This window comes from Nocardia sp. CA-136227 (assembly GCF_050955695.1).
Taxonomy (GTDB): domain Bacteria; phylum Actinomycetota; class Actinomycetes; order Mycobacteriales; family Mycobacteriaceae; genus Nocardia.
Genome location: NZ_CP192081.1, coordinates 2,165,637 through 2,190,902 on the forward strand (window position 1 = coordinate 2,165,637; position 25,266 = coordinate 2,190,902).

General features: G+C 66.9%; 24 protein-coding genes and 2 tRNA genes. 16 read left to right on the plus strand and 10 right to left on the minus strand.

Features of this window, described 5'->3' with window-relative positions:
• Positions 1 to 184: 184 nt before the first annotated feature.
• Together ACQP06_RS09695 and ACQP06_RS09700 are read right to left on the minus strand one after the other, a co-directional pair.
• On the minus strand, positions 185 to 1,069 hold the full coding sequence (locus ACQP06_RS09695; protein ID WP_433671909.1) for an HNH endonuclease: 885 nt from the start codon (positions 1,067 to 1,069) through the stop codon (positions 185 to 187).
• 54 nt (positions 1,070 to 1,123) lie between these two features.
• Positions 1,124 to 1,342 (minus strand): hypothetical protein, encoded by a 219-nt coding sequence (locus ACQP06_RS09700; protein ID WP_433671910.1) that lies wholly within the window; start codon positions 1,340 to 1,342, stop codon positions 1,124 to 1,126.
• A gap of 14 nt (positions 1,343 to 1,356) precedes the next feature.
• Between ACQP06_RS09700 and ACQP06_RS09705 the strand changes: the two genes are divergently transcribed.
• Both ACQP06_RS09705 and ACQP06_RS09710 read left to right on the plus strand, forming a co-directional pair.
• The gene (locus tag ACQP06_RS09705; protein ID WP_433671911.1) at positions 1,357 to 2,226 is read left to right on the plus strand and encodes a helix-turn-helix domain-containing protein; all 870 of its coding nucleotides are present in this window, start codon (positions 1,357 to 1,359) and stop codon (positions 2,224 to 2,226) included.
• Positions 2,219 to 2,425: a DUF397 domain-containing protein gene (locus ACQP06_RS09710; protein ID WP_379277547.1), complete on the plus strand. Its 207-nt coding sequence runs from the start codon at positions 2,219 to 2,221 to the stop codon at positions 2,423 to 2,425. The genes ACQP06_RS09705 and ACQP06_RS09710 overlap by 8 nt, the downstream gene beginning before the upstream one ends.
• Before the next feature lie 100 nt (positions 2,426 to 2,525).
• On the opposite strand, the gene ACQP06_RS09715 is transcribed toward ACQP06_RS09710, so the two are convergent.
• Positions 2,526 to 3,365 carry a DUF559 domain-containing protein gene (locus ACQP06_RS09715; protein ID WP_433671912.1) on the minus strand — a complete coding sequence of 280 codons (840 nt, stop codon included), beginning with the start codon at positions 3,363 to 3,365 and terminating at the stop codon, positions 2,526 to 2,528.
• A 151-nt stretch (positions 3,366 to 3,516) separates the two neighbouring features.
• On the opposite strand from ACQP06_RS09715, the gene ACQP06_RS09720 reads away from it, so the two are divergent.
• The 3 genes from ACQP06_RS09720 to ACQP06_RS09730 all read left to right on the plus strand — a co-directional run bounded on the left by ACQP06_RS09720 (position 3,517) and on the right by ACQP06_RS09730 (position 7,229).
• Entirely contained in the window at positions 3,517 to 4,386 is an 870-nt protein-coding gene (locus ACQP06_RS09720; RefSeq protein WP_433671913.1) for an alpha/beta fold hydrolase, read from the plus strand.
• Between the two features lie 271 nt (positions 4,387 to 4,657).
• Entirely contained in the window at positions 4,658 to 6,727 is a 2,070-nt protein-coding gene (locus ACQP06_RS09725; protein WP_433671914.1) for a neutral/alkaline ceramidase, read from the plus strand.
• 4 nt (positions 6,728 to 6,731) lie between these two features.
• Complete coding sequence (locus tag ACQP06_RS09730; protein ID WP_433671915.1) at positions 6,732 to 7,229, plus strand: N-acetyltransferase family protein; 498 nt, start codon at positions 6,732 to 6,734, stop codon at positions 7,227 to 7,229.
• On the opposite strand, the gene ACQP06_RS09735 is transcribed toward ACQP06_RS09730, so the two are convergent.
• Positions 7,230 to 8,228 carry an MBL fold metallo-hydrolase gene (locus tag ACQP06_RS09735; protein ID WP_433671916.1) on the minus strand — a complete coding sequence of 333 codons (999 nt, stop codon included), beginning with the start codon at positions 8,226 to 8,228 and terminating at the stop codon, positions 7,230 to 7,232.
• Between the two features lie 273 nt (positions 8,229 to 8,501).
• On the opposite strand from ACQP06_RS09735, the gene ACQP06_RS09740 reads away from it, so the two are divergent.
• A complete protein-coding gene (locus ACQP06_RS09740; protein ID WP_433671917.1) occupies positions 8,502 to 10,550 on the plus strand; it encodes an ATP-binding protein in 2,049 nt (682 codons plus the stop codon).
• Positions 10,551 to 10,739: 189 nt separating this feature from the next.
• On the plus strand, positions 10,740 to 10,958 hold the full coding sequence (locus tag ACQP06_RS09745; RefSeq protein ID WP_433671918.1) for a cold-shock protein: 219 nt from the start codon (positions 10,740 to 10,742) through the stop codon (positions 10,956 to 10,958).
• Positions 10,959 to 11,073: 115 nt separating this feature from the next.
• On the opposite strand, the gene ACQP06_RS09750 is transcribed toward ACQP06_RS09745, so the two are convergent.
• Together ACQP06_RS09750 and ACQP06_RS09755 are read right to left on the minus strand one after the other, a co-directional pair.
• Positions 11,074 to 11,538: a hypothetical protein gene (locus ACQP06_RS09750; protein WP_433671919.1), complete on the minus strand. Its 465-nt coding sequence runs from the start codon at positions 11,536 to 11,538 to the stop codon at positions 11,074 to 11,076.
• A 121-nt stretch (positions 11,539 to 11,659) separates the two neighbouring features.
• Positions 11,660 to 12,463: a nucleotidyltransferase domain-containing protein gene (locus tag ACQP06_RS09755; RefSeq protein WP_433671920.1), complete on the minus strand. Its 804-nt coding sequence runs from the start codon at positions 12,461 to 12,463 to the stop codon at positions 11,660 to 11,662.
• Positions 12,464 to 13,198: 735 nt separating this feature from the next.
• Here ACQP06_RS09755 and serA point away from each other — a divergent pair.
• The gene (gene serA / locus ACQP06_RS09760) at positions 13,199 to 14,797 is read left to right on the plus strand and encodes a phosphoglycerate dehydrogenase (protein WP_433671921.1); all 1,599 of its coding nucleotides are present in this window, start codon (positions 13,199 to 13,201) and stop codon (positions 14,795 to 14,797) included.
• 82 nt (positions 14,798 to 14,879) lie between these two features.
• On the opposite strand, the gene ACQP06_RS09765 is transcribed toward serA, so the two are convergent.
• Positions 14,880 to 15,113, minus strand: a complete 234-nt coding sequence (locus ACQP06_RS09765) for a hypothetical protein (protein ID WP_404205294.1) — start codon at positions 15,111 to 15,113, stop codon at positions 14,880 to 14,882.
• 181 nt (positions 15,114 to 15,294) lie between these two features.
• Between ACQP06_RS09765 and ACQP06_RS09770 the strand changes: the two genes are divergently transcribed.
• Positions 15,295 to 16,302, plus strand: a complete 1,008-nt coding sequence (locus tag ACQP06_RS09770; RefSeq protein WP_379277562.1) for a 3-isopropylmalate dehydrogenase — start codon at positions 15,295 to 15,297, stop codon at positions 16,300 to 16,302.
• A 227-nt stretch (positions 16,303 to 16,529) separates the two neighbouring features.
• Here ACQP06_RS09770 and ACQP06_RS09775 read toward each other — a convergent pair whose 3' ends face one another.
• Positions 16,530 to 17,708, minus strand: a complete 1,179-nt coding sequence (locus ACQP06_RS09775; RefSeq protein ID WP_433671922.1) for an MFS transporter — start codon at positions 17,706 to 17,708, stop codon at positions 16,530 to 16,532.
• Between the two features lie 326 nt (positions 17,709 to 18,034).
• Between ACQP06_RS09775 and ACQP06_RS09780 the strand changes: the two genes are divergently transcribed.
• The 4 genes from ACQP06_RS09780 (at position 18,035) to ACQP06_RS09795 (ending at position 20,660) form a co-directional block, all read left to right on the plus strand.
• Positions 18,035 to 18,808 carry a fumarylacetoacetate hydrolase family protein gene (locus ACQP06_RS09780; protein ID WP_433671923.1) on the plus strand — a complete coding sequence of 258 codons (774 nt, stop codon included), beginning with the start codon at positions 18,035 to 18,037 and terminating at the stop codon, positions 18,806 to 18,808.
• 13 nt (positions 18,809 to 18,821) lie between these two features.
• Positions 18,822 to 20,288: a glutamate--tRNA ligase gene (gene gltX, locus ACQP06_RS09785; protein ID WP_433671924.1), complete on the plus strand. Its 1,467-nt coding sequence runs from the start codon at positions 18,822 to 18,824 to the stop codon at positions 20,286 to 20,288.
• A 159-nt stretch (positions 20,289 to 20,447) separates the two neighbouring features.
• A tRNA-Gln gene (locus tag ACQP06_RS09790) sits at positions 20,448 to 20,519 on the plus strand.
• A 68-nt stretch (positions 20,520 to 20,587) separates the two neighbouring features.
• A tRNA-Glu gene (locus ACQP06_RS09795) sits at positions 20,588 to 20,660 on the plus strand.
• Between the two features lie 54 nt (positions 20,661 to 20,714).
• Here the strand turns inward: ACQP06_RS09795 and ACQP06_RS09800 are convergent.
• Together ACQP06_RS09800 and ACQP06_RS09805 are read right to left on the minus strand one after the other, a co-directional pair.
• Entirely contained in the window at positions 20,715 to 21,215 is a 501-nt protein-coding gene (locus ACQP06_RS09800) for a pyridoxamine 5'-phosphate oxidase family protein (RefSeq protein ID WP_357279204.1), read from the minus strand.
• Between the two features lie 242 nt (positions 21,216 to 21,457).
• The gene (locus ACQP06_RS09805) at positions 21,458 to 22,159 is read right to left on the minus strand and encodes an IclR family transcriptional regulator (protein WP_357097580.1); all 702 of its coding nucleotides are present in this window, start codon (positions 22,157 to 22,159) and stop codon (positions 21,458 to 21,460) included.
• A 135-nt stretch (positions 22,160 to 22,294) separates the two neighbouring features.
• On the opposite strand from ACQP06_RS09805, the gene leuC reads away from it, so the two are divergent.
• The 3 genes from leuC to ACQP06_RS09820 all read left to right on the plus strand — a co-directional run bounded on the left by leuC (position 22,295) and on the right by ACQP06_RS09820 (position 25,187).
• Positions 22,295 to 23,719, plus strand: a complete 1,425-nt coding sequence (gene leuC, locus ACQP06_RS09810; protein WP_433671925.1) for a 3-isopropylmalate dehydratase large subunit — start codon at positions 22,295 to 22,297, stop codon at positions 23,717 to 23,719.
• A 57-nt stretch (positions 23,720 to 23,776) separates the two neighbouring features.
• A complete protein-coding gene (leuD, locus tag ACQP06_RS09815; RefSeq protein ID WP_357097576.1) occupies positions 23,777 to 24,385 on the plus strand; it encodes a 3-isopropylmalate dehydratase small subunit in 609 nt (202 codons plus the stop codon).
• Between the two features lie 157 nt (positions 24,386 to 24,542).
• Positions 24,543 to 25,187, plus strand: coding sequence for an HU family DNA-binding protein (locus ACQP06_RS09820; protein ID WP_433671926.1), 645 nt, complete (start codon positions 24,543 to 24,545; stop codon positions 25,185 to 25,187).
• Positions 25,188 to 25,266: the final 79 nt, after the last annotated feature.

Consider the following 25,266-nt stretch of genomic DNA (forward strand, 5'->3'; position numbering starts at 1 on the left):
ACCACGACATCGCTGTCACTGCCTTCTTCGAGATGGAGAACGGCTGGCGTGCGCTACGCCCCGCACGACGGGGCGGTGGTCGACCTTTCCCAGTTGTTGCGATCTCTGCCCATTTGCCGATGGACGCGATCGTCGCAGCACTGCAGCTGGTAGCACCCCAATCTCAACGCTGCTGATGTACTGATCAGCTAGCGGCCTGGAATTCGGCGAAGCGCACGGCCAAACGGTCAGCGCCAGGTTTCTCCCTGTCCTTCGCGGGTACGAAGAGTCGGCGGCCGTGCATCTCTTGTATGCCATGACGTAGCATCGGCCCGTCGATCTCATCCAGCAAAGCTTGGTTGATGCGGACCTCGAAGTCGGGCGTAATTCCGAGAAGGTTCTCGTCGTACGCCGCATGGTGGATCTTGCACAGACTTAGTCCGTTGTCGACAGTCGGAGTGCCGTTCGGTTCGCCGTCGGCGATGATGTGGGCGGCGTCGAGTAGCTTGGCGTGCTTGAGATGGCAGACGGCACAGCGACATTCGTAGGCGCGTAGGACGCGGCCGCGGAACTCTGGTTGGTGTAGACGCTGTTTGGTGACCCGCTCGGCGTACTGGCGTTCCAGAGGCTGGAGTTTCAGGGGATCGCTGACCATGCGGAGGTCATCGTCCAAGGCGATGAGGAACTGGCGGTTCGGTTGGTCGTCTGCGACGACGTAGACGCGTGGTACCGGGACGAAGACGCCGTCAGCGATCTTGCGCAGTAGGAGGAGCGGCAGTTTGTGGGTGAGGGCGGCGCGGAGCTTCTTGTTGTCGCCCTCGACGCTGCCTTCGCGGTAGGCGTACGCGAACAGGGAGTCGTGCAGTTCCTCGTCCGCGTACTTGCCCTTGGGGTCGGACAGGATCGACAGGGTTGCGAGCATGTCTTTGGGGTTGCGGATGCCGCGGTTGCGGTCGATGAGGCGGTGGGTCTGGCCGTTGAGCGTGAAGTCCCACAGTTGTTCACGGGTAACGACTCCGGTGTCTCCGACCAGTTCTTCCAGATGCTGGAAGATCTCCTCGCGGAGGATGGCCTCGGCATCCCTTTCCATAGTGGAAGTCTGTCATGGACCGAGGACCAAAAGTTGATCTTCAACGCATACGTTTCAACGCAGTATCTGTGGGCTCCCGGTGATGCCGGCCAGAGCCTCACGGCCGTGCTCGAGGATGGCGGCGAGAGTTGTTATGTCGAGGCAGATTTCGAACTCTCGGTGGGCGTCGCCGAGGATGAGGGTGACTCGGTGGTCTTGGGGGTTGGGGACGAAGCGGACTGGGCAGTCGGCGGTGGTGATGACCCAGGCGCCGATGGTCAGGTTGTCGAACATGGTGGGCTCCTTCGGTGTGGCGCGGTTGGAGGCAGCTGGGGCGGTATCTGCGGGAGGCGCGAAGCGCGTTGGGGATGTCGCAGGATCGGGTGGCCAAGGCTGCGGACGTGAGTACTTCGGTGATGCAGCGGCTCGAAAGCGGCACACCTACCCGGCTGAAAGCTCGGGACCTGCAGGCGATTTGCGAGGTTCTAGAGATGGCGGGTGACGCGGCGGACGCGATGGTCGGTTTGCTGCAACAAGCCGGGGAGAAGAGTTGGTGGCACGAGTACGACAGCGTGATACCGGCGAACTTTGATGTGTACGTCGGACTCGAGACTGCGGCACGACGGTTGATCACGTATCAGCCGGCGCTGGTACCGGGGCTATTGCAGACTCCCGAGTATGCCCGCGCCCTCATCTGCGCAGTCAAGCCCGACGAGTCGCCACTGGACCATCAGCGGCGAGCCGACTTGCGGATGAGACGACAAGCCAAGGTTTTTCGGAAGTATCGGCCGCTTGTGCTGGATGTTGTGCTTCACGAGGCGGCGTTTAGGTGCAAGGTCGGTGGCGAAGCAGTGATGGCAGCTCAGTTGCGGCGGCTTGCAGAGGTGGGGAAGGTTCCCAACATCTCTGTTCGTGTGCTTCCGTTCGACGTGGGAGCGCCACTCGGAGATCCGGTGGGGCAGTTCGCGATTCTGGAATTTGATGATGACGTTCGCGGTGAGCGGGTGTGGCCGCCGGTGGTGTATCTCGAGAGCTTCATCGGGTGTATGTACCTCGAGAAGGAGGGGGATGTGCGGCGGTACTATCGGGTTCTCGACAGCCTCCAGCGGGCGGCGTTGGACGAGAAGGTCAGTCGGGGCCTGCTGCGGCAGGTAGCGAAGGAGTTTCAGGGTGACTGACGACCTATCCGCGGCGGCGTGGTTCAAGAGCAGCTACAGCGGAGACAAGGCGGACTGTGTCGAGGTTGCTTTCCTCCCGGACGCCCATGTCGGAGTCCGCGATTCGAAGGACGCGGTCGGTCCGGTCCTTGTCTTCGCGCCGGAGGAATGGGATGCCCTCACTGCCGGCATTCTTCGTGGGCGGTTCGATCGAGCATAGGTTGGCTGGGCTGCGGCGTACATGGGCCTATTCGTGCACAGATCGCGTGAAGTTGGCAGAAATTGCCACTTCGGCGCGGATTGTGCACGAATAGGCCCATTCAGTTGGCGCGGTAGCGTCGGCGTCGGCGTTTGATGACTGCTGCAGCCTCGTCGGCGCACCCGTCCACCGAGCTGTAAACGTCGGATGCTGCGTAGCGGAGGACGAGCCAGCCGGCGAGGAGCAGGTGGTTTTGGCGGCGGCGGTCTTGGCGGAAGACTGCGGGGGCGCTGTGGAATTCGCGGCCGTCGATTTCGATGATGGTGTGGGAGCGTTCGTCTACCAAGTCGCAGATGTATTGGCCGACTGGGTGGTTCGACAGGAGGGTGAGGCCTCGTTGTTTCAACGCTCGGGTGAAGAGGCGTTCGGGGTCTGAGGCTGCTCGGGTTGCTGCTTCGCGGAGGTGGCGGCTGAAGGTGGTTCGGCCTGGGATGTTGGCGTGGGACAGGCGGAGCGCGTCGGTTGGGTTCACCGTGCGGCCGAGGTGCTCGTCGATCATGGCTTCCGCGGCTGGGCGGGGGAGGACTGTGAGGCAGTCGAGCAGTGTGAGGGCGGGGTGGGTGATGGGGAGGTCTTGGGTTTCGGTGGCCCAGCCGTCGGGGAGGTCGCGGCGGTAGAGGTGAAGCCAGGGTGGGGTTTTGCGGTACAGGCGCTTCGGGACGGTTACCTCGAGGCGAGTGGGGTCGGTGGGGAGCATGCTTTGCAACCACGCCGCGGTGCGGTGGCTCAGCAAGGCTTGGGGCATCCAGGCGACGATGGCACGGCAGCGGGCGATGGAGTCCGGAGTGTCGGTGCTGTACACGCCAGGGAGGAGGCGGGTGTAGGTGCCGCGGCGGCACCTGTTGTCGATGGTGGTGTTGGGAACGCCGTTGGCTGTCAGCTCCGCCCGGGTCACGATCATGTTCTGAGGGTGGCAGGGTCCCGTGGTGGCGATTGGGCTTGCAGCCCGGGATTCTTCGCGGGTGTGGATAGCGGCCGGGATGTGGATAAATCGCTGTAGATACGCTGGCAGAGGTCATGTTCTGGGCGTGCGTCCTGGGTTAGCGTGGTCTATGGCTGCTGATCAACCACCCGTCATCCCGGATGTTCGTCGGAGCTTCGTCGAGGCTCGGGGAGTGCGCTTCCATGTGACCGAAGCGGGGGAGGGGCGGCCCGTACTGGTGTTGCATGGGTGGCCGCAGCACCACTATGTGTATCGGGATCTGCTGGGGAATCCGCCGGAGGGGTTGCGGGTCATTGCGCCGGATCTGCCGGGATATGGGTGGTCGGGGGCGGCGCCGCATCGGTGGGCGAAGGATGACGTTGCGTCGGATGTGTTCGCGTTGATGGATGCGTTGGGGCTCGAGAAGGATGTGCTGCTTGTGGGGCATGACTGGGGTGGGTATGTGGGGTATCGGATGGTGCTTCGGGAGGCCGAGCGGTTTCGGGGGTTTCTGGTGATGAATATGGCGCATCCCTGGGCGCCGAAGGGGGATGTGGCTCGGCAGTTTTGGCGGTTGATGGCTTATCAGCCGTTGATGGCGACGGTGGGGGTGCCGTTGCATCGGCGGACTCGGTTCCTGGAGTGGATGTTCGGGGCTGGGACGTCCGGGGGGATGGATCGGGAGACCATTCGGATTTTTGCGGAGCGGTTCAGGGATCCTGTGGTGGCTCGGACGGCCAGGGATACGTATCGGACGTTCCTGTTGAAGGAGATTCCGGCTTCGGCGCGGACGCCGGAGAGGCGGCGGGCGACTGTGCCGGTGCGGGCGTTGTTCGGGAAGGACGATGCGGCGGTGCATTACTCGCTGGCCGCGGCGGAGACGGCTCAGGCGGATGACTACACGCTGGAGTTGGTGGAGGGGTGCGGGCACTTCATCGTGGATGAGCGGCCGGAGTTGGTTCGGGAGCGGCTGGTGGAGCTGGATCGGGCTACTCGGTGAGGTTTCAGCCCCGCAAACTCTTCGGCGGGGCTCGCTGACGCATCGGGTGGCTCGGGGGCCAGAGAACTGGGTTTGACCTGGAGGTTGTCGGCGTGTGCGGCGGGCCGGGCGGGGCCGTCCCGGATAGGGTGGCGGGCGCGATTCTGGACGGATGGCTAGAAATTGGTCAAGTGACCGACTAGTCTGCGGGAAACCTGGAATGGAACAGGTTCACTCTTTGGCGTGGCGGCTCGTGGTCGCTGTGGCGCGGTGACGGATAGTGAGGGTTCGGATGAGTCTGTCCCGGCGGGCTGTGTTGGCTGGCGCTGCTGTTGGTGGCGTGGGGGCCAGTGTGGCTTTTGGTGCGAATATTGTTGGGGCGCAGCCCATCAAGCATCGGGAAGCTGGGGCCGGCTATCTCGTCGGGGTCGGGATCGCGGACATCACCGGGGCGCCTGCGGGCCAGGGGATGATGGGGTACTCGGAGGCTGATCAGATCACCACGGGGCTGCTGTCGCGGTGTTACGCGCGCGCCTACGTCGTGGTGGATCAGGCGACCGGGGATCGGGTTGCGTTCGTGAACACGGACAATGCCTGCTTGTTCCAGTCGGTGCACCTCGTGGTGATGCAGCAGTTGCAGCAGCGGTTCGGGGGGCTCTACACCGAGCGGAACGTCAACCTCAACGCGACGCACAATCACAACTCCTGCGGCGGTACCGCGCGGGAGTACGCGTATTCGCTGGCGGCCATGGGGTTTCAGCAGAACTCGCATGATGCCGAGGTCAACGGGATCGTCAAGGCGATCGTCAACGCGCACGAGAACCTGGCGCCGGGGGCGATCATGCTCGGGCGCGGGGAGTTGCACGACGCGAGCGTGAACCGGTCGCGGGGAGCGTTCGAGGACAATCCGGCGGAGGACAAGGCCGCCTTCCCGGACGCCATCGACCCGCAGCTCACGGTGTTGAAGTTCCGGCAGGGTGGCAAGGATGTCGGGGCGATCACCTGGTTCGCCACGCACGGCACCTCGATGACCGACCGGAACACGCTGATCTCGCAGGACAACAAGGGGTATGCCAGCTATCGCTGGGAGCATGACGAGATGGGGGTGCGGCATCTGGATGGGCCGCCCTCGTTCGTGGCGGCGTTCCCACAGACCAATGCCGGCGATATGACGCCGAATTTGTGGATCAAGAAGATGCACCCGTCGGGGCCCACCGAGGACAATCGCACCAACTGCGCGATGATCGGTGAACGCCAGTATCAGGCGGGGCGTAAGGCTTTCGACGCCGCGGCGCCGATGGGCAGCACCGGTGTCGACTCCGTGCTGCATTACGTGGACCTGTCGGACACCGCTATCGACGGCGCGTACACGCCGGACGGCAAGCCGGCCCGCACCGCGCCTGCCATGATGGGCGCGGCGGCGATGGCCACCAGCACCGAGGACAACTGGAACTCGCAGCTGTCGTTCCTGCAGGAAGGTGACGCCAACCCGATGGTGGCGGCGCTCGGCGGATTGAACTCGCCGATCGAGGACTGGATGCGGGATGTGCAGTCGCCCAAGCTGATCCTCGCGCCGCTCGGCGTGCTGCCGCCGCGGCCGTGGGTGCCGCAGGTGGTGCCGCTGCAGTTGATGCGGATCGGCGATCTGGTGCTCGCCTCGGGACCCGCGGAGTACACCGTCGTGTCGGGGCTGCGGATCCGGCGGCTGGTGGCGCGGGCGCTCAACGTGCCGCTGGAGAACGTCCTGCTGCAGGGTTACGCCAACGGGTACTGCGGGTACGTGACCACGCCGGAGGAGTACGCCAGCCAGCAGTACGAGGGCGGCGAGACGCTGTTCGGGCGGTGGACGCTGTCGGCGCACATGCAGGAATTCGACCGGCTCGCAAAGGCTTTGGCGGCGCGCGTCGACCTCGGACGCGGGCCCGCGCCACTCGAGTGGGCGTTCGGGTTGCAGCCCAACCTGCTCGCCCCGGTCCCGGCCGACACCCCGCACGCCGGTCGTGCCTACGGCGATGTGCTGACCCAGCCGCAGTCGAACTACGCGGCGGGACAGACGGTTTCGGTGGAATTCGTCGGCGCGCACCCGAACAACGACTTCCGGCTCGACGGCACCTACTTCGAGATCCAGCAGGGCGCCGGCGACGACTGGCGGCGCGTCTACGACGACAACGACTGGTGCACCGAGCTGCACTGGTCGCGGCCGGCGGGCCAGGACTCCGCGTCCACCATCGCCATCCAGTGGACCGTGCCCGACAGCGCCCCCGCGGGCCGCTACCGCATCCAGTACACCGGCGACAGCCGCGACGGCGCCGGAGCCAACCATGAATTCACTGGCACATCAGCGGAATTCGTGATCGGCTGATCCGATGTTCGTCCGACCCGCCGAGCCCGCCGACGAGAAACTCCTCTGGGCGATGCTCTACGAAGCCTCCTACGCCCGTGACCAGGGCATGGACTCACCCGATCAACTTCGAGACGTGCCCGGACTCGGACATTACGTCGAAGGATGGGGAGCCGCAGGCGATCTCGGCGTGGTCGGCGGCTTCGACGGAGTGCCGCTCGGCGCCGCCTGGCTGCGGTTGTTCAGCGCCGACAACCCGGCCTTCGGCTATGTCGACGCCGACACGCCGGAACTGGCCATCGGTGTCGCGCCCGAGAGCCGTGGCACCGGACTCGGCACCGCGCTGATGACCGCGCTCCTAGACGCCGCGCGGGAAGACTACGCCGCCGTCTGTTTGAGTGTGCGGCAGGACAATCCGGCGTTCCGGCTGTACCAGCGCCTCGGCTTCGTCACGCTCGACGGCTCCGAGAAGGTCAATCTCGCCGGAACCACCAGCGTCACAATGGTTCTCCGCTTCCGCTGATCAGAGGTCGAACGACAACCGTCCGGGCGCGAGGTAGTCGTCACGGTCGAGCAGCATGCGGACCTCCGGACGCGAGCCCTCGGGCATGCGCTCCAGCTCCGCGTGCAGCGGCGTCACGAACGCCTCGCCCCGGGCCGTGATCAACGGCAGCCAGTTGTCGTGATGGTTGGGCACGAACACCTTCGGCCGCAACGCCTCGACGTAGCTGCGCGGATCACGCAGCCCATTGGTGAACTGGTTGTAGCCCTGTACCGCGCCGATGTGCACGTCGGAGGCGGGCAGAGCGCGCAGGACATCGAGCACCTCCGGCGCCTTGTCCAGCAGCGGCCCCGAGGAATCGTGCCAAGTCAGCACGAAATCGCCGAGCCGGAACTGGTAGAGCAGCACCCCGCCCTCCGGCGCGAGCAGATTCCGGGCCAGATGCCCGGCCTCGGACCGGCCCGGGGGATAGGCGCGGATATCGCACAGGCACGGCTTGGGCCGGACCGGCGTGGAGGCGTCGGGCCCCTCGTGGCGAGGCGTGCGCGCCGAGTGCAGGTGCCGGACGGCGGTCACCGACAGCCCCGGCGCGAGTTCGAAGTCGTAGCGGTCGCCGGGCTTCGACCCGTCGGAACCCAGCTCCCGGCAGGCCAATTCGGCCCCACCGACCTGCTTGCGGGCCGTCGCGCAGTGGGACGCCGTCCCGTGCACCACGGCCCCGCTGGCCCGTGCGATGGCCCCGGCGTCGGCGGCGTGATCGAAATGCCCGTGCCCGATGAAGATCGCCGCGGGCTCGAGCGCCGCGACCTCCTCCGGCGTGGTCGGCACGTACCCGGCCGTGAGTCCGCGCGGCACCCACGCGTCCAGCAGGAACACGACTCCGCCCAGGGCGACCGCGAAACTGGCGCAGCCGAACCAGGACACGAGCACCCGATCGGCGCGCACAGCCCCGCTGTCCGGGTCCACGGCGTCCGCGCCGAAGAAGCGCTGTCGCGCCGCGATCATCCGACTGTCGGCCACCGTTCCCCCTGTCTCCTTGGGTGGCGGACCACGCTGTCCGCCGGGGAGCATTCTGCCCGGAACCGACCGGACTGTCACTCAACGGCTTCCGTCCGGACACGGAAGCGGTTGCCGAGATCTTGCCGTTGCTCTGGGCTACCGCCAGGTGAATCCTGGAATCACACCGTGACGAAGTGGTGGGTGAATGTTCAGCGCGTTGTTAATCAATCGGCGTTGCATCGTATTCAGAGGTAGCTGAACGGAGGCTGCCCCGAGGGCAATTGGGGGCTCACCATGTACAACGACGTGCATGTGGCCGCGCAGGATCGCGAGGACCGCAAGTACACGATGCGCATCAGCCGGTTGGCGATCGACAAGCTCGGCATCCGGCTCTACGACCGGGTCTCGGCGGTACTGGCCGAGCTCATCGCCAACTCCTACGACGCGGACGCCACCGAGGTCGAGGTGGTGCTGCCGTGGGGCGCGATGCTGGCCGGAACCATCAGGGCCGCCGACGAACCCGCCTACCAGATCGTGGTCTCCGACAACGGGCACGGCATGACCGCGGCCGAGGTCAACGAGCACTACCTGATGGTGGGCTCGGACCGGCGGGTCCGCACCGGCTCCGACCTCTCGCGCGAGCGGCGACGTCCGGTGATGGGGCGCAAGGGAATCGGGAAGCTGGCCGCCTTCGGCATCTGCCGCACCATCGAGGTGATCACCGCGGGCAGCCGCGACGACGACCGAACCCCGATGGGCTGGACCGTCTCCCACATCGTCATGGACCTCGACGACATGCTCTGCGACACCGAGAGCGACTACTTCCCGCGCCCGGGTGCCCTCGACGGCACGGTCACGGCGAAACGCGGCACCACGATCATCCTGCGCAATTTCTTTCGGAAAAGGGTGAATTCGGGAACCGAACTGAACCGTCAGCTGGCCGCGCGCTTCGGAATCGAACGCCAGGACTGGCGGGTGGAGGTCCGCAACGCCATCGGCCGGGAGAGCTTCGTGCTCAGCCGCCTGCCGATCGACGTCATGGAGGAGACCCGCATCGACGTCGGCCGCGTCCCGGTCCGATTCGGCCGGCAATTCCTGCCGGTGACCGGCTGGATCGCCTATTCGAAACAGCCGTACCGGGACGAGGCCATGGCCGGGGTGCGCATTTACGCGCGCGGCAAGATCGTCGCGCAGACCCGGGATTTCGGCATTTCCTCCGGATTCACCGGCGAATTCAAACTGCGCTCCTACCTGGTCGGCGCGATCGAGGTGGACTGGCTCGACGATGACGACGACCTGGTCCGCTCCGACCGCCAGGACATCATCTGGAACTCTCCGCGCGGCGAGGCTCTCGCCGAGTGGGGCCAGGCCCTGATCAAGGAGATCGGGCGGCTCGGCGAGAAGTCCATCCGCCGCCGGGTCTGGGAGGAGTTCGTGGAACGCTCCCGCATCCACGAGACCCTCGACGCCATCGCCCCCGGCGACCGCCTGTTCCGCGACTCCGTCCTGGACGCGGCACGAATCCTGGTGGCGCACAAGGATCGAGCCTCGCTCGACGATCCCGCGCACCTGGAGAACATGCTGCGGCTGGCGCTGTCGCTGGGCCCGCAGCGGAGCCTGCTCGACACCCTCAAGGAGATCGCCGAGGACGCCGATCCGCAACTGGACGTGGTGGTCGCGCTCTTCGAACGGGCTCGCGTCGCCGAGATCTACTCGCTGGGCCAGATCGCCAGCGAGCGGGTCGCCGTGGTGGATCGGCTGCGCTCGCTCATCGACGACCGCCGCTCCCTGGAACGCCCCTTCCAGGAGCTGATCGAATCCGCGCCGTGGCTGCTCGCCCCGGAATGGACCCCGCTGGGCATGAACGAATCGCTCAAACGGGTGCGCGCCAGCTTCGAACGCTGGTACGCACAGAAATTCGGGACGCCGCTGGTGACCACCTCCATCGGCAGCGAGAAACGCGAACCCGATTTCGTGCTGCTGCACGACTCCGGTGAACTGTGGATCGTCGAGATCAAGCGGATGGACTACCACCTCACCGACGAGGAGTACAACCGCGCGGTCAACTACCTCTACGAACTCGACCATTTCCTCGACGAGAACCCGCGCATCGGCGCGCAATTCCCGCGCCGGCGGCTCACTTTCATCGTGGACCACATCGACCGGCTCGGCCCGGCGTCGCTCTCGTCGCTGGTCAGCGATCAGCGGGTGGATCGCCGCACCTGGCGCGAACTGCTCGACGCCACCCTGCGCGCGCACCGAGACTTCCTCGAACGCGTCTACGCTATGCGGGTCACCGAACCCGGCGCCGACGAGCCGCCCGGCAACGTGCGCGCGGGTTGATCCCGGACCGGTCCGCCGCGAGTGATACGCGGCGGCTGGGGAATTCGATAATCGGACAAGGGTCGCGAGAGCCGGGCGGGGGATGCGCCAGGCTCGGGCGACCGCCCGCGCGCGCCGCGGCCGTGACACCATGGACCGCGGCGCGCGGGGACGACAGCGGTGTCCGATTCGGCTCGAGAAGGTTTGGTAATGGTGCACGGCACGGTGAAGTGGTTCGACAGCGAGAAGGGGTTCGGGTTCCTGAGCCCGGACGGCGACGGGGCGGACGTATTCGTGGAGTACACCGCGCTACCGGGCGCCGGATTCCGTTCGCTGGCCGAGGGGCAGCGCGTCGAATTCGAGGTGCGGGGCACCAAGCCCGGGCCCGAGGCGGTGGCCGTGCGGGTCATCGCGGGAGCCGACTACTGACCTCCGCCCGAGCTGGTGCGTCTTTTCGCCGAGGTCGACGCCGAGCCGTTCTGGCTGGACCGCGGGCAGCTGGATGCGGCGTGCAAGGTCCCGCACCAGCCGCCGCGCGACAGGGTTAGGAACTGCCTGTTTGGAGGCGGCTCAACGGGTCGCAGCCGCGCTGCGAGACGGGGGTGGCGGGGGTGCTGCCGGCAAGTGCGGGCACGACGGTGATGGTGAGTGCTTTGGTGGTCTGACCGTCATCGGCGGTGATGACGTGCTGTCCCGCGGTCGCCGGGATCCAGGACACGCTCGCGGCGTATTCGATGCCGGTCTGCGGTTGCACGTGCGAGCTACCGGTGCCGATGCATTGGCCGTTGTCGTAGAAGCTGACGACCTGGCTGCCGCTCGGTTCCGTGGATGGCCCGGCGGCAAGGCGGTAGCTGGTTCCGACGTAATAGGTTTGCGCCGGCGGATTGATATTCACCCATGCGACGTCAGCGGACGCCGCGGGGGCGGCGCCCGTGACGATGGCGACCGTCGCGGCCAATCCTGTAATGCCACAGCCGATTCGGCGGCCGTGGCGGGTGTCTGTGATCATCGTTCTCCTGTGTCGGACCCGAGGTTCCGGGCCAGGAGAAGCTATCGCTCGACCGAAGTGAAACGGGTGGATTTCAACATCTGGGGGTGCCCCAATCTGGGGCGCTCGCCGGGGGTTGTTCTCAGCCCCGCACGTGGTGCCGGAAGAACTCGGCTGCGCGGGCCTGTGCGTGTTCGCGCCGGGCCGGATCCACCTTCGCGAACTCCAACGCGGCGCGCTCGAACTCGGCGGAGATGAAGTCCGCGATCGGCGCGGGCACGTCCCCGGAGCCCATTTCGCGGGTGCGTGATTTCAGCTCGGTCAATTCCCGCACGGACTCGACGAATTCACGAGGCAGCTCGCATTCGGCCAAGAGGGTCGGTAAATGCATCGGCGCCACCGCCTTATCGGGGTGTTCGTGCATCCACCGCAATGCCATGGCGGGCCGCAATGAATAGAACACCTTCTTCAATGACCGGTTCGAATCGAACAGCCGCCATTGCCGTCGGCCCAGGTGCAGATAGTGCCGGGCCACTCGCTGCCGGTCGGCGACCTCGTCCGCGAGGGTGCGCAATTCGTCGCGGAATTGCGCGTCGCCGCGATACGCGATCGGTGACATCAGCCATTCGATAAGCACGGCATTGCCGTTCACCAGCAGTCGCAGCGCCTTCACGAGATCCCAGCCGTTGACATCGAGCAGTCCCACCAGAGGCGTCTCGATGACATCGCTTCCGGGCCAGGGCGTGAGGTAGTCGTCGGCCGGACGGAGGTAGACGAACCGGCAGTCGTAGTCGGAGTCCGGGGACGGGAATCCCCAGGCGCGGCTGCCGCTTTCGATGGCGAGCAGCACGTCGACGCGGTGTTCGCGCACGATCCGGTCCAGTTCGCCGTCGATCGTGGCGACCACCGCCGGGTCCATGGAGGCGGGGATCGAGCGCAGGGTCATGGCAGGCGACGGTAGCGTCCGGGATCGCGCTGGTCCATGCGTTTTTCGCGCGGCGAGCCCCCAGAATTAGGGGCGTGATAGCCGCGTTATATGGCGGGAATTCGACACGCATATGAACGGGACCACAGAATTCCGAGGCTGTGACGCCGGTCACATCGTGTTAATCCCCCGTAACGGGCCGCGAAATCGGCCCGATAGGCTCCACGTCAGAAAGTTCGTACGGATTTCAGAAGAGGTATTTCCATGATCCCCGTTATCATCGACACCGGTTCCGCTGCTCTGAGCGGTCTGCTCGACACCGGTTCGGCCGCTCTGCACGGCATCCTGAACACCCTGTGGACCGGCTCTTTCGGTCGCTAAGGACTACTGACGTCGATTACTCGACTTTCGAAAGCCCGGCCTCGGACTCCGTAGCTCCGAAGCCGGGCTTTCGGCTATCTCGAATGCCTGTGCGCCGAGACCTGATTCCGCGGTAGTGCGCCCCCGTCGCCGGTGTGACCAGGGGTCTCGCGAGCCCGAACCTGAACGCCTGCCCAGGAATAGCGGCCCGAATCACATCGCCCCAACCGAGCCGTACCGCGCGGCCTGTACCCCGTGAGACCCGCGCGGCCCTCCGGAAACCCGCAGTTCACGGCTTTGATGGCAGTTGCCTACCAGGCGGTAAAGCGCCCCGATTCCCAGCCCACTAAGCTGACGCCCGTAAATCCCGGATCCCTTCCTCAGGAGTAACCCACCGTGAGCCAAGCAGGCCGTCCTGTTGTTCTGATCGCCGACAAGCTCGCCCAGTCGACCGTCGACGCGCTGGGCTCCGGCGTCGAGGTTCGCTGGGTCGACGGCCCGAACCGTCCGGAGCTGCTGGCCGCCGTGCCGGAAGCCGATGCGCTGCTGGTCCGTTCGGCCACCACCGTCGACGCCGAGGTGCTCGAGGCGGGCAAGAACCTCAAGATCGTCGCGCGCGCCGGCGTCGGCCTCGACAATGTCGATGTGCCCGCGGCCACCGAGCGCGGCGTCATGGTCGTCAACGCGCCGACCTCCAACATCCACACCGCCGCCGAGCACGCCGTCTCGCTGCTGCTCTCGGCCGCACGCCAGATCCCGGCCGCCGACGCCACCCTGCGCGAGCACACCTGGCAGCGCAGCAAGTTCAACGGTGTCGAGATCTTCGGCAAGACCGTCGGCGTCATCGGCCTGGGCCGCATCGGCCAGCTGTTCGCGCAGCGTCTCGCCGCCTTCGAGACCAAGATCGTCGCGTACGACCCCTACACCTCGCCGGCCCGCGCCGCCCAGCTGGGCATCGAGCTGCTGACCCTGGACGAGGTGCTCGAGCGCGCCGACTTCATCTCCATTCACCTGCCCAAGACTCCTGAGACCAAGGGCATGCTGAACAAGGAGACCCTGGCCAAGACCAAGAAGGGCGTCATCATCGTCAACGCCGCCCGTGGCGGTCTGATCGACGAGCAGGCCCTGGCCGACGCCATCCTCTCGGGCCACGTGCGCGGCGCCGGTATCGACGTGTTCGAGACCGAGCCGTCCACCGACAGCCCGCTGTTCGAGCTGCCGCAGGTCGTCGTCACCCCGCACCTGGGCGCCTCCACCGCCGAGGCCCAGGACCGCGCCGGCACCGATGTCGCCAAGTCCGTGCAGCTGGCCCTCGCGGGCGAGTTCGTGCCCGGCGCGGTGAACGTCACCGGTGGCGCGGTCAACGAGATCGTCGCCCCGTGGCTGGACATCGTCCGCAAGCAGGGCGCGCTGCTGGGCGCCCTCGCCGACGAGCTGCCGGTCTCCATCGAGGTCCAGGTGCGCGGCGAGCTGTCCTCGGAAGACGTTGCGGTGTTCGAGCTTTCGGCGCTGCGCGGCGTGTTCTCCGCCCTCATCGAGGACTCGGTCACCTTCGTCAACGCCCCGTCGCTGGCCAAGGAGCGCGGCCTCGAGGCGTCGGTCACCACCCACACCGAGAGCCCGACCCACCGCAGCCTGGTCGACCTGCGCGCCGTGTTCGGCGACGGCCGCACCCTGAACGTGGCGGGCACCCTGACCGAGCCCGCCCAGGTCGAGAAGATCGTCAACATCAACGGCCGCAACTACGACATGCGCGCCGAGGGCCTGAACCTGGCCGTCCTCAACTACGAGGACAAGCCGGGCCAGCTGGGCCGCCTGGCCACCAAGCTCGGCGACGCGGGCATCGACATCCTCGCCGCCCAGCTGACCCAGGACCTGGAGGCCGAGGGCGCCACCGTCGTCCTGCGCGTCAACAAGGACGTCCCGGCCGAGGTGCAGTCCGCCATCGCCGAGGCCGTCGGCGCCGCCAAGGTCGCCCTGGTCAGCCTCGACTAGTCGATCGCGCACAACGCGATCCGGGCCCCCTCCACGGAAAGTGGAGGGGGCCCGGTGCGTTCGGTGGGGTGGGTGACCGCCGTCAGCGGCGACCGCGGGCTTCGACCGCGTCGCGCGCCTCGACCAGACTGGCCGTCGGATCCTGCTCGCGATACGCCTTGATGGCGTGGATCTTCTTGCCGCGCAGCAGATGCTCGTCGATCGCGGTGTAGTCGATGGCGTGGTCGGGATCGTCGATGCCGAGATGCTCGAGGATCAGATCGATCTTGCGTTCCAGCCGGCGGAGTTTGCGCTCGAAGCGGAGATTGTCGAACATCCCCCGACACTACCGGCGCGATCCGCCGATCGAGAGCTCCGCGCGACCGCGTCGATCCCACTGGTTGGGAGCGATTCGCCCTGGTGAAAGGGGTCATGGCGGCACCCGCTATGGTGGCCGGGACTCTCCTGTCAGCGCGGAGAGGACCACCCGCGCGTTATCGAAACGGAGCATGGATTTCATGAAACTCGCTGTCATTCCGGGCGACGGTATCGGCCCCGAGGTCATCGCCGAGGCCCTCAAGGTGCTCGATGTGGTGGTGCCCGGTGTCGAGAAGACCGCATACGACCTGGGAGCCAAGCGGTTCCATGCCACCGGCGAGATCCTCCCGGAGAACGTGATCCCGGAGCTCAAGCAGCACGACGCCATCCTGCTGGGCGCCATCGGCGACCCGTCGGTGCAGTCCGGCCTGCTCGAGCGCGGCCTGCTGCTGCGCACCCGCTTCGAGCTCGACCACCACGTGAACCTGCGTCCCTCGAAGCTGTACCCGGGCGTCACCAGCCCGCTGGCCTCGAACCCGGACATCGACTTCGTGGTCGTGCGTGAGGGCACCGAGGGCCCGTACACCGGCACCGGCGGCGCGATCCGCGTCAACACCCCGCACGAGGTGGCCACCGAGGTCTCCACCAACACCCGCTTCGGCGTCGAGCGCGTGGTCCGCTACGCCTTCGAGACCGCCCGCAAGCGCCGCAAGCACCTGACCCTGGTGCACAAGAACAACGTGCTGGCCTTCGCCGGTTCGCTGTGGTCGCGCACCGTGGCCGAGGTCGGCGCCGAGTACCCGGACATCGAGACCGCCTACCAGCACATCGATGCCGCCACCATCCACATGGTCACCGATCCGGGCCGCTTCGACGTGATCGTCACCGACAACCTGTTCGGCGACATCATCACCGACCTGGCCGCCGCCGTCTCCGGTGGCATCGGCCTGGCCGCCTCGGGCAATATCGACGCCTCGGGCGTCAACCCGTCGATGTTCGAGCCGGTCCACGGTTCGGCCCCCGACATCGCGGGCCAGTCCAAGGCCGACCCGACCGCCGCCATCCTGTCGGTGTCGCTGCTGCTGAACCACCTCGGTAAGACCGAGGAGGCCGCCCGTATCGAGGCCGCCGTCGCCAAGGATCTGGCCTCGCGCTCGGGCGCCGCCTCGACCGTCGAGGTCGGCGACCGGATCGCCGCGTCGCTCTAGGGTTCACGCGCCGCCGATTCACCACCGAAGCCCCCGTCCCGCGACCGCGGAACGGGGGCTTCGTCGTCGTGCCCGAGCCTCGCCGGAGTGCCATCCTGGAGTGGATTCGGTGAAATGAACTGGGGCAGTGGGGCGTTTCGTCCGGATAGTGAGGCGTATCGCACAAATGCATTCGGATGCGAAAACGTAACGGGCGCAGGTCTTCCTGATTTGCCGCGAATCAGCCGCTACCGGGAACCCCTGGGTACCAACGGGACTGCCGCCAGTGCGATCAGCGCCGTCAGCAGGTAGGTGACCGGAAAACCGGCCGCCGTGATCAGTGCGCCGAAGGCCGGGGCGATCGCGGCCGCTGCCAGGTTCTGGCCCGTGTTCTGGATACCCAGCCCACGACCCGACCAATACGGCCCCGCGATCTCGGCCACCGCCGTGAAGGCCAGGCCATTGTCGGCCACGGTGATGACCGAGGCCGCGATCAGGATCGGGATCGCCGCCCACCACTGCTGCGTCCAGGCCGCTACGGCCAAGGCGGACAGGGAGATTACCGCCGCCACCGCCACCGTGCGCAGCGGCCGCAGACGGCTGCCCACCCGGTCCGACCACACGCCCGCGCCGATCCGCCCGGCCGCGCCCAGGATCTGGGTCACCGTCACCAGCGCGCCCGCCGCGGGCAGCGACAGGCCCACATCGCGGTGCAACCACAGCAGACCGAACGTCCAGATGGTGGCCTGGGGGATGACCAGCAGCACCGACACCACGTGGATGCGCAGCAGCGTGGAGTCCCCGCGGTACGGATTCGCGGGACGCCCTGAGCCCCCGGCGGATTCGGGTCGCGGCGGATCCACAATCCCGACCAGGCAGCCGATCGCGGCCGCGCCCGCCAGTACCGCGGGCACCAGCACCGCCATCGAGAACCCGTGTGCCGCAGCGATGGCCGGGATCGCCAGCGCCCCGATCGCCACGCCCAGCGGCTGCGCGGTCTGCCGGATGCCCATGGCCAGCCCGCGCTGATCGATCGGGAACCAGCCCACGATGACCCGCCCGCTGGCGCCGTTGGTACTGCCCGCGCCCGCCCCGGCCAGGAACAGCAAGGCCCCCAGCGCAACGTAGTTCGAGACGGTGGCGGCGGCCAGGCCGGCCGCGAACATGACCGCCGGACCGGCCACCAGCGCCTTGCGCTCGCCGACCTGATCGACCACCCACCCCCACGCGATCAGCGTGCAGCACAGGCCGACCAGGGGCATGGCCACCAGCAGACCGGCGGTGGCCAGCGCCATTCCGCGCTGGGTCAGGGCCGGCAGCAGGAAGGCGGCGCCGTTCACCATCACGGCGCTGGCGGTCTGGGCGAAGACGCCGAGGCCCAGCATGGTCCACCGTCGTGTCGTGCCCATCTCCGTCACGGTGGTCATGACCTCACCTCGCGTCTCACTATGTGGAATCAATGTCCTACAGTTTGAACATCGGGTCTTACGGTACACCTGGGGCGCAAGACGATTTCCGGGGCGAGCTGTCTGTTTGCTCACATTCGGGCGCTGATCTCGTGAGTGCCGCGGACCGGTCCGAGATCGCTTGCGTATAAGGGCATTCCACATCCGGCCCGGGGCGGTGCGGGCCGGTATGCCGCACCGGCCCGGGGCCCGCGCGGGCGTCCCCGCCGCCATCGCGCCCCGGCCCGGTCCCGCCCCGCGGTCGGGCGCGTTCGGGCAGGTCGAAGCCGGTCGATAGGATGCCAACCATGCGCCTAGGTCGAGTTGCCAGCCCAGATGGAGTCGCTTTCGTCAGCATCGAAGGGGACGGCCCCGCCGCCGTCGCCCGAGAAATCGCCGAACACCCGTTCGGTACCCCGACCTTCACCGGTCGCAGCTGGCCGCTGGCCGATGTGCGCCTGCTGGCCCCCATCCTGGCCAGCAAGGTGATCTGCATCGGCAAGAACTACGCCGCGCACGCCGAGGAGATGGGCGGCCCGGCCCCGGCCGACCCGGTCATCTTCATGAAGCCCAGCACCTCGATCCAGAGCCCCAACGCCCCGATCATCCTGCCGCCCAGCTCTTCTCAGGTGGACTACGAGGGCGAACTGGCGATCGTGATCGGCCGCCCCTGCAAGGACGTGCCCGCCGCCCGCGCCAACGAGGTCATCCTGGGCTACACCGTCGCCAATGACGTCACCGCCCGTGACCAGCAGCGACACGACGGCCAGTGGACCCGCGCCAAGGGCTACGACACCTTCTGCCCGCTCGGCCCGTGGATCGAGACCGCCCTGGACCCTTCGGATCTGGAGATCGTCACCGAGGTCGACGGCCAGGTCAAGCAGCGCAGTCGCACTTCACTTCTGCTGCACGATATTCCGAAGCTCATCGAGTGGGTCACCACCGTAATGACCTTGCTTCCGGGCGATGTCATCCTCACCGGCACCCCCGAGGGCGTCGGGCCGCTGCAGGACGGTCAGACCGTGTCGGTGACCGTGTCCGGTATCGGCACCCTGTCCAATCCCGTTGCCGCCAAACGCTGAACGAAAGAGAGCCATGTCTGACGTCCGGGTTCGTTTCTGCCCGTCACCCACCGGCACGCCGCACGTGGGTCTGGTCCGCACCGCCCTGTTCAACTGGGCCTTCGCGCGCCACCACGGCGGCACCTTCGTCTTCCGCATCGAAGACACCGACGCCTCACGCGATTCCGAGGAGTCCTACGCCGCCATCCTCGACGCCCTGCGCTGGCTCGGCCTGACCTGGGACGAGGGGCCCGAGGTCGGCGGCCCCTACGCGCCCTACCGGCAGTCGCAGCGGCGCGAGATCCACCTCGACGTGGTGCAGCGCCTGCTGGCCGCGGGGGAGGCCTACGAATCCTTCTCCACTCCAGAGGAAGTCGAGGCCCGCCACAAGGCCGCCGGCCGCGACCCCAAGCTGGGCTACGACAACTTCGACCGTGACCTGACCGACGAGCAGATCGCCGCCCACAAGGCCGAGGGCCGTCCCGCGGTGGTGCGCCTGCGCATGCCCGACCGCGACCTCACCTGGAACGACCTGGTGCGCGGCGAGACCACCTTCCGCGCCGGCGTGGTTCCCGACTTCGCGCTCACCCGCGGTAATGGCGATCCGCTCTATACGCTGGTCAACCCGGTCGACGACGCGATGATGAAGATCACCCACGTGCTGCGTGGCGAGGACCTGCTGTCCTCCACTCCGCGTCAGCTCGCGCTCTACGACTCCCTGAAGCGAATCGGGGTCGCCGAGTTCACCCCGGAGTTCGGGCACCTGCCCTTCGTGATGGGCCAGGGCAACAAGAAGTTGTCCAAGCGCGATCCCGAGTCGAATCTGTTCCATCACCGCGACCGCGGGTTCATTCCGGAGGGTTTGCTGAATTATCTGGCACTGCTCGGCTGGAGCATCGCCGATGATCATGACCTCTTCTCCATGGCGGAGATGGTGGCGGCGTTCGATATTTCGAAGGTGAATTCGAATCCGGCCCGATTCGATCAGAAGAAGGCCGACGCACTCAACGCCGAACATATTCGGATGCTCACTCCCGGTGATTTTGCTCACCGGCTGCGGGAGTACCTCACCGGACAGGGACATATCGGCGCCGAGATCGACGAGAAGCTGTTCGAAACCGCGGCCGATCTCGTTCAGACGCGCATCAAGGTGCTCGGGGATGCCTGGGATCTGCTGAAGTTCCTGTTCATCGCGCCCGCGGACTTCGCGATCGACCCGGCCGCGAAGGAAAAGAATCTCGGCGCCGATGCCGCTCCGGTGCTGCAGGCGACGGTGAAAGCCCTCGAAGGCGTCTCGGAATGGGCCACGGCCCCGCTGGAGACCGCGCTGAATACCGCGCTGATCGAGGAGCTCGAGCTCAAGCCGCGCAAGGCGTTCACCCCCGTGCGCGTCGCGGTGACCGGATCCCACATCAGCCCGCCGCTCTACGAGTCGATGGAACTGCTGGGTCGCGAGGTCACCATGGACCGGTTGCGCGGGGCCCTCGCGGAGATCGGCTGACGCCGGTGTCCCGCCGGGCCTGAGGTAAGCCCGAATTGATACACAAACCGGCCTCTGACCAGCCGGTTTGTGTATCTACCGGGGGATGCTGCTAATCTTCTTCTCGGCCGCAGAGCAGCCAGGAACTTCCTCCGGGGAGATCCTGAAAGCCCAGGTCAATGGGGTATGGTGTAATTGGCAACACAGCTGATTCTGGTTCAGCCATTCTAGGTTCGAGTCCTGGTACCCCAGCTGCGAGAGCTCCGGCTCTCGAATTCGAGAAGGCCGGTGGATTGCCAAATCCGCCGGAATCTCATCCTGGTCCCGTCGTCTAGCGGCCTAGGACGCCGCCCTCTCAAGGCGGTAGCGCGGGTTCAAATCCCGTCGGGACTACAAAGTGAAGGCCCTCAGCCAACCGGCTGGGGGCCTTCACTGTTTCCGGGGTTCTTACGGCTCCTGGCCGTGGGTGCTGCCGCCCAGCGGCATGGCGGGCAGGCCGAGTTTGCGGTGATCCCAGCTGCGGGTCCGCTCGGGCACCACGCGCACCGCCACCCGCTTGTGCAGCATCTGCTCCACGAACGGCTTCATCTCTTCGCTGTAGGGCCCGGTATAGCGTTCCCACACGCTGATTCCCACTTTGAACAGCGCTTCGGGGTCGTCGACGACCTCGGCGCGGCCCTCGATGGAAATGCCGCGCAACTGGTCGTAGGTGTCGCCGGCCTCGACCATCACGGTGATGCGCGGATCGCGCCGCAGATTCACCGTCTTCTGGGCCTTGGCCTTGGTCTCGAACCAGATCTCGCCGTCGATGAGCGCGTACCACATGGCCACCAGGTGCGGCCTGCCCTCGGCGCTCAGCGTGGCCATGGTGGCGACCCGGCTGCGCTCGAGGAATCCCGTGATCTCCTCGTCGGACATCACGATCTGCGCGCGTTGATTAACTCCCATGGGCCGACTGTAATTTACGGCGTATGAGCGCGGTCACACCGGCCATTTCCTGCCATGCGCGGGGCTTCACCGGCGGTTTGCCGGGCCGCGGAAACGCCGCAGCCCCCGCCGGATCCGGCGGGGGCTGCGATCGGCGCCCGGGTCGTGGGCTGTCGGGGACTGTCGAGCGGCCGCTGAGGCTGTCGTGACGGCTGAGGCCACCCCGAGTGTCACCCGGGGCCGCAAAGTCCGTCAGCGTCGCGTCAGAGGCGTTTGTGGAGGGCGTCGGCGGCGGCCACCAGGTCCGCGGCCCAGCGCGCGCCCGGGCGGCGGCCCATGCGGTCGATGGGTCCGGAGACCGAGACGGCCGCGATCACGCCGCCCGCCGCGTCGCGCACCGGCGCGGAGACGCTGGCCACCCCGGCCGCGCGCTCGGCCGCGCTCTGCGCCCAGCCGCGGCGGCGGACCTCGGCCAGCGCCCGCTCGCCGAACACGGCCTCGGGCAGGATGCTGCGCTGCGATTCGGGATCGGCCCAGGCCAGCAGGACTTTCGCGGCCGAGCCGGCGGTGAGCGGTAGTCGGGCCCCGATGGGCACGGTGTCGCGCAGGCCCGCGGCCGGTTCCATGGCGGCCACGCAGACGCGGGCATTGCCGTCGCGGCGGTAGAGCTGCACGCTCTCGCCGGTGATCTCGCGCAGGCGCGGCAGGATGGAGGAGGCGGCGTCCAGGAGCGGGTCGCTGGCGGTTGTCGCCAGTTCCGACAGGGCCGGACCGGGCCGCCACAGTCCCTGGCTGTCGCGGGCCAGCATGCGATGCGTCTCCAGGCCCACGGCCAGGCGATGCGCGGTGGCGCGGGGCAGGCCGGTGCGGGCGCACAGCTCGTTGAGGCCGCAGGGTTGCTCGGCTACGGCGTGCAGGACGGCCATGGCTTTGTCCAGAACCCCGATACCGCTATGCTGTCTCATAGAACGATATTAGCGTCTCGCATGTTGGGAAATGCAAATTGACTGCGCGGCAAACCGGCCGCTCCCCGGCTTCGGACGCGAGCCACCGTGTCACCAGCCCGGGCACGGGAATGTCTATCGAGAGGTGATGGAGCTATGGCCGACCGGCCACGCACTCTGGCGGAGAAGGTCTGGGACGAGCATGTCGTCGTGCGCGGCGAAGGCGAGGGCGAGCACCGCCAGCCCGATCTCATCTACATCGACCTGCACCTGGTGCACGAGGTCACCAGCCCGCAGGCGTTCGACGGCCTGCGCGCCGCGGGCCGCCCGGTCCGCCGCCCGGATCTCACCATCGCCACCGAGGACCACAACGTCCCCACCGTCGACATCGACAAGCCGATCGCGGACCCGGTCTCGCGCCTGCAGGTCGAGACGCTGCGCAAGAACTGCGAGGAGTTCGGTGTCCGCCTGCACTCCATGGGCGATGTCGAGCAGGGCATCGTGCACGTGGTGGGCCCGCAGCTGGGCCTGACCCAGCCGGGAACCACGGTGGTGTGCGGTGATTCGCACACCTCCACCCACGGTGCGTTCGGCGCGCTGGCGATGGGTATCGGCACCTCGGAAGTGGAACACGTGCTGGCGACGCAGACGCTGTCGCTGCGCCCGTTCAAGACCATGGCCATCAATATCGACGGTGAACTGCCCCACGGCGTCACCTCCAAGGACGTGATCCTGGCGGTCATCGCGCAGATCGGCACCGGCGGCGGTCAGGGCTATGTGCTGGAGTACCGCGGCGAGGCCGTGCGCTCCATGTCCATGGAGGCCCGGATGACCATGTGCAACATGTCGATCGAGGCCGGCGCCCGGGCGGGCATGGTGGCCCCCGACGAGGTCACCTACGAGTACCTGAAGGGCCGTCCGCACGCCCCGCAGGGCGCGGACTGGGATGCCGCCGTGGCGGCCTGGGACGCCCTGAAGAGCGACGAGGGCGCGGTTTTCGACGCCGAGGTGCACCTGGACGGCTCGGCGCTGACCCCGTTCGTCACCTGGGGCACCAACCCGGGACAGGGTGCGCCGCTGGGCGACTCGGTGCCGGATCCGGAGCAGATCCACGACGAGAACGAGCGCGCGGCGGCCGAGAAGGCGCTGGAATACATGGACCTGACCCCGGGTACCCCGCTGCGGGACGTCGCCGTGGACACGGTTTTCGTGGGTTCGTGCACCAACGGCCGGATCGAGGATCTGCGCGCGGTGGCCGACATCCTGAAGGGCCGCAAGGTCGCGGGCGGGGTGCGGATGCTGATCGTGCCGGGCTCGATGCGGGTGCGGCTGCAGGCGGAAAAGGAGGGTCTGGGCGAGATTTTCACCGCCGCGGGCGCGGAATGGCGTCAGCCGGGCTGCTCGATGTGCCTGGGCATGAACCCGGATCAGCTTTCCCCCGGTCAGCGCTGTGCCGCCACCTCGAACCGCAACTTCGAAGGGCGCCAGGGCAAGGGCGGCCGTACGCACCTGGTCTCGCCGCTGGTCGCGGCGGCCACCGCGGTGCGCGGAACCCTGTCCTCACCTGCGGATCTGAACTGATCGCCCGCCGGTAGCGGCCCAGATTCCGCTGCCCCCACTGACTCAGGAGAAACAACGATGGAAGCCTTCAAGGTCCACAAGGGGATCGGTGTTCCGTTGCGCCGATCCAATGTCGACACCGACCAGATCATCCCGGCCGTCTATCTGAAGCGCGTAACCCGAACGGGTTTCGAGGACGGTCTGTTCGCGGCATGGCGGACGGATCCGAACTTCATTCTGAACACCGAGCCTTACAACCGGGGTAGTGTTCTGGTCGCCGGTCCGGATTTCGGGACCGGATCCTCACGTGAGCACGCGGTTTGGGCCCTCAAGGACTACGGCTTCCGGGTCGTGATCTCGTCTCGCTTCGCCGACATCTTCCGCGGGAACGCGGGCAAGGACGGGCTTCTGACGGCCCGGATGGCCCAGAGCGATGTGGAATTGCTCTGGAAGTTGCTCGAGGAACAGCCGGGTTTGGAATTGGCGGTGGACCTCGAGGCGCGCACCGTGTCGGCCGGAACCGTCGTGTTGCCGTTCGATATTGACGACTACACGCGGTGGCGCCTGCTGGAAGGCCTGGACGACATCGGTCTCACTCTCCGGCACAGCGACGAGATCAGCCAGTTCGAAAACGCAAGGCCGACTTGGAAACCCGCAACCATTCCGGCCCGTATTTCGCAGACGTAATCATTGATGGGCGTTAGCTGGACGCCCTCAAACCCGGTAGCTGAGCGTGTGCCATGCGTCATGTATTTCCGCGTGGCACATAGACTCTTGCCCCGAAAGGGTTTACCGTGGTACCTAGTCGGTCCGACGACGGGCCAATTAGTCTGCGGAGGATTCAATGAACAAGGCGGAACTGATCGATGTTCTGACCGAGAAGTTGGGTACTGACAGGCGCACCGCTACTGCAGCTGTCGAGCAGATGGTCGACACGATCGTGCGTGCTGTGAACAAAGGTCAGAGCGTCACCATCACGGGATTCGGCGTCTTCGAGCAGCGGAAGCGCGCGGCGCGTGTCGCTCGCAACCCGCGCACCGGCGAAACCGTCAAGGTGAAGCCGACTTCGGTCCCGGCCTTCCGTCCCGGTGCGCAGTTCAAGGCGATCATCGCGGGCAAGCAGAAGATCGCCTCGAGCGGCCCGGCCGTGAAGCGCGGTGTGGCTGCCCCGGTTTCGGGCAAGGCCGGTGCGAAGAAGGCCGCCGCCAAGAAGACGGTGAAGAAGGCCGCCACCAAGGCTCCGGCCAAGACCACCGCCAAGAAGGCGGCGTCGAAGGCTCCCGCCAAGAAGGCCGCCGTCAAGAAGGCGGTCGCCAAGAAGGCCGCCGTCAAGAAGGCGGTCGCCAAGAAGGCTCCGGCCAAGGCCGCCGTGGTCAAGAAGGCCGCCGCTGCCAAGAAGGTCACCGCCTCGAAGGCCACCACGGCCAAGAAGGCTGCCAAGAAGGCTCCCGCCAAGAAGGCCGCCGCGAAGCGCACCGCGCGCCGCTAATCCGGCGACAACCCGTCGCTGACGGGGGTTTTCGAGCAGGACGACACGTGAGACGGCCCGGCATCGCCGGGCCGTTTCG

Bases quoted from the DNA above. Each gene is read 5' to 3' on its own strand.
- ACQP06_RS09805 (WP_357097580.1), bottom strand. From the start codon at position 22,159: ATGAGACAGCATAGCGGTATCGGGGTTCTGGACAAAGCCATGGCCGTC.
- ACQP06_RS09725 (WP_433671914.1), top strand. From the start codon at position 4,658: ATGAGTCTGTCCCGGCGGGCTGTGTTGGCTGGCGCTGCTGTTGGTGGC.
- leuC (WP_433671925.1), top strand. From the start codon at position 22,295: ATGGCCGACCGGCCACGCACTCTGGCGGAGAAGGTCTGGGACGAGCAT.
- ACQP06_RS09740 (WP_433671917.1), top strand. From the start codon at position 8,502: ATGTACAACGACGTGCATGTGGCCGCGCAGGATCGCGAGGACCGCAAG.
- leuD (WP_357097576.1), top strand. From the start codon at position 23,777: ATGGAAGCCTTCAAGGTCCACAAGGGGATCGGTGTTCCGTTGCGCCGA.
- ACQP06_RS09720 (WP_433671913.1), top strand. From the start codon at position 3,517: ATGGCTGCTGATCAACCACCCGTCATCCCGGATGTTCGTCGGAGCTTC.
- ACQP06_RS09780 (WP_433671923.1), top strand. From the start codon at position 18,035: ATGCGCCTAGGTCGAGTTGCCAGCCCAGATGGAGTCGCTTTCGTCAGC.
- ACQP06_RS09820 (WP_433671926.1), top strand. From the start codon at position 24,543: ATGAACAAGGCGGAACTGATCGATGTTCTGACCGAGAAGTTGGGTACT.
- ACQP06_RS09775 (WP_433671922.1), bottom strand. From the start codon at position 17,708: ATGACCACCGTGACGGAGATGGGCACGACACGACGGTGGACCATGCTG.
- ACQP06_RS09750 (WP_433671919.1), bottom strand. From the start codon at position 11,538: ATGATCACAGACACCCGCCACGGCCGCCGAATCGGCTGTGGCATTACA.
- ACQP06_RS09695 (WP_433671909.1), bottom strand. From the start codon at position 1,069: ATGGAAAGGGATGCCGAGGCCATCCTCCGCGAGGAGATCTTCCAGCAT.
- ACQP06_RS09700 (WP_433671910.1), bottom strand. From the start codon at position 1,342: ATGTTCGACAACCTGACCATCGGCGCCTGGGTCATCACCACCGCCGAC.
- ACQP06_RS09755 (WP_433671920.1), bottom strand. From the start codon at position 12,463: ATGACCCTGCGCTCGATCCCCGCCTCCATGGACCCGGCGGTGGTCGCC.
- gltX (WP_433671924.1), top strand. From the start codon at position 18,822: ATGTCTGACGTCCGGGTTCGTTTCTGCCCGTCACCCACCGGCACGCCG.
- ACQP06_RS09730 (WP_433671915.1), top strand. From the start codon at position 6,732: ATGTTCGTCCGACCCGCCGAGCCCGCCGACGAGAAACTCCTCTGGGCG.
- ACQP06_RS09770 (WP_379277562.1), top strand. From the start codon at position 15,295: ATGAAACTCGCTGTCATTCCGGGCGACGGTATCGGCCCCGAGGTCATC.
- ACQP06_RS09765 (WP_404205294.1), bottom strand. From the start codon at position 15,113: ATGTTCGACAATCTCCGCTTCGAGCGCAAACTCCGCCGGCTGGAACGC.
- ACQP06_RS09800 (WP_357279204.1), bottom strand. From the start codon at position 21,215: ATGGGAGTTAATCAACGCGCGCAGATCGTGATGTCCGACGAGGAGATC.
- ACQP06_RS09745 (WP_433671918.1), top strand. From the start codon at position 10,740: ATGGTGCACGGCACGGTGAAGTGGTTCGACAGCGAGAAGGGGTTCGGG.
- ACQP06_RS09715 (WP_433671912.1), bottom strand. From the start codon at position 3,365: ATGATCGTGACCCGGGCGGAGCTGACAGCCAACGGCGTTCCCAACACC.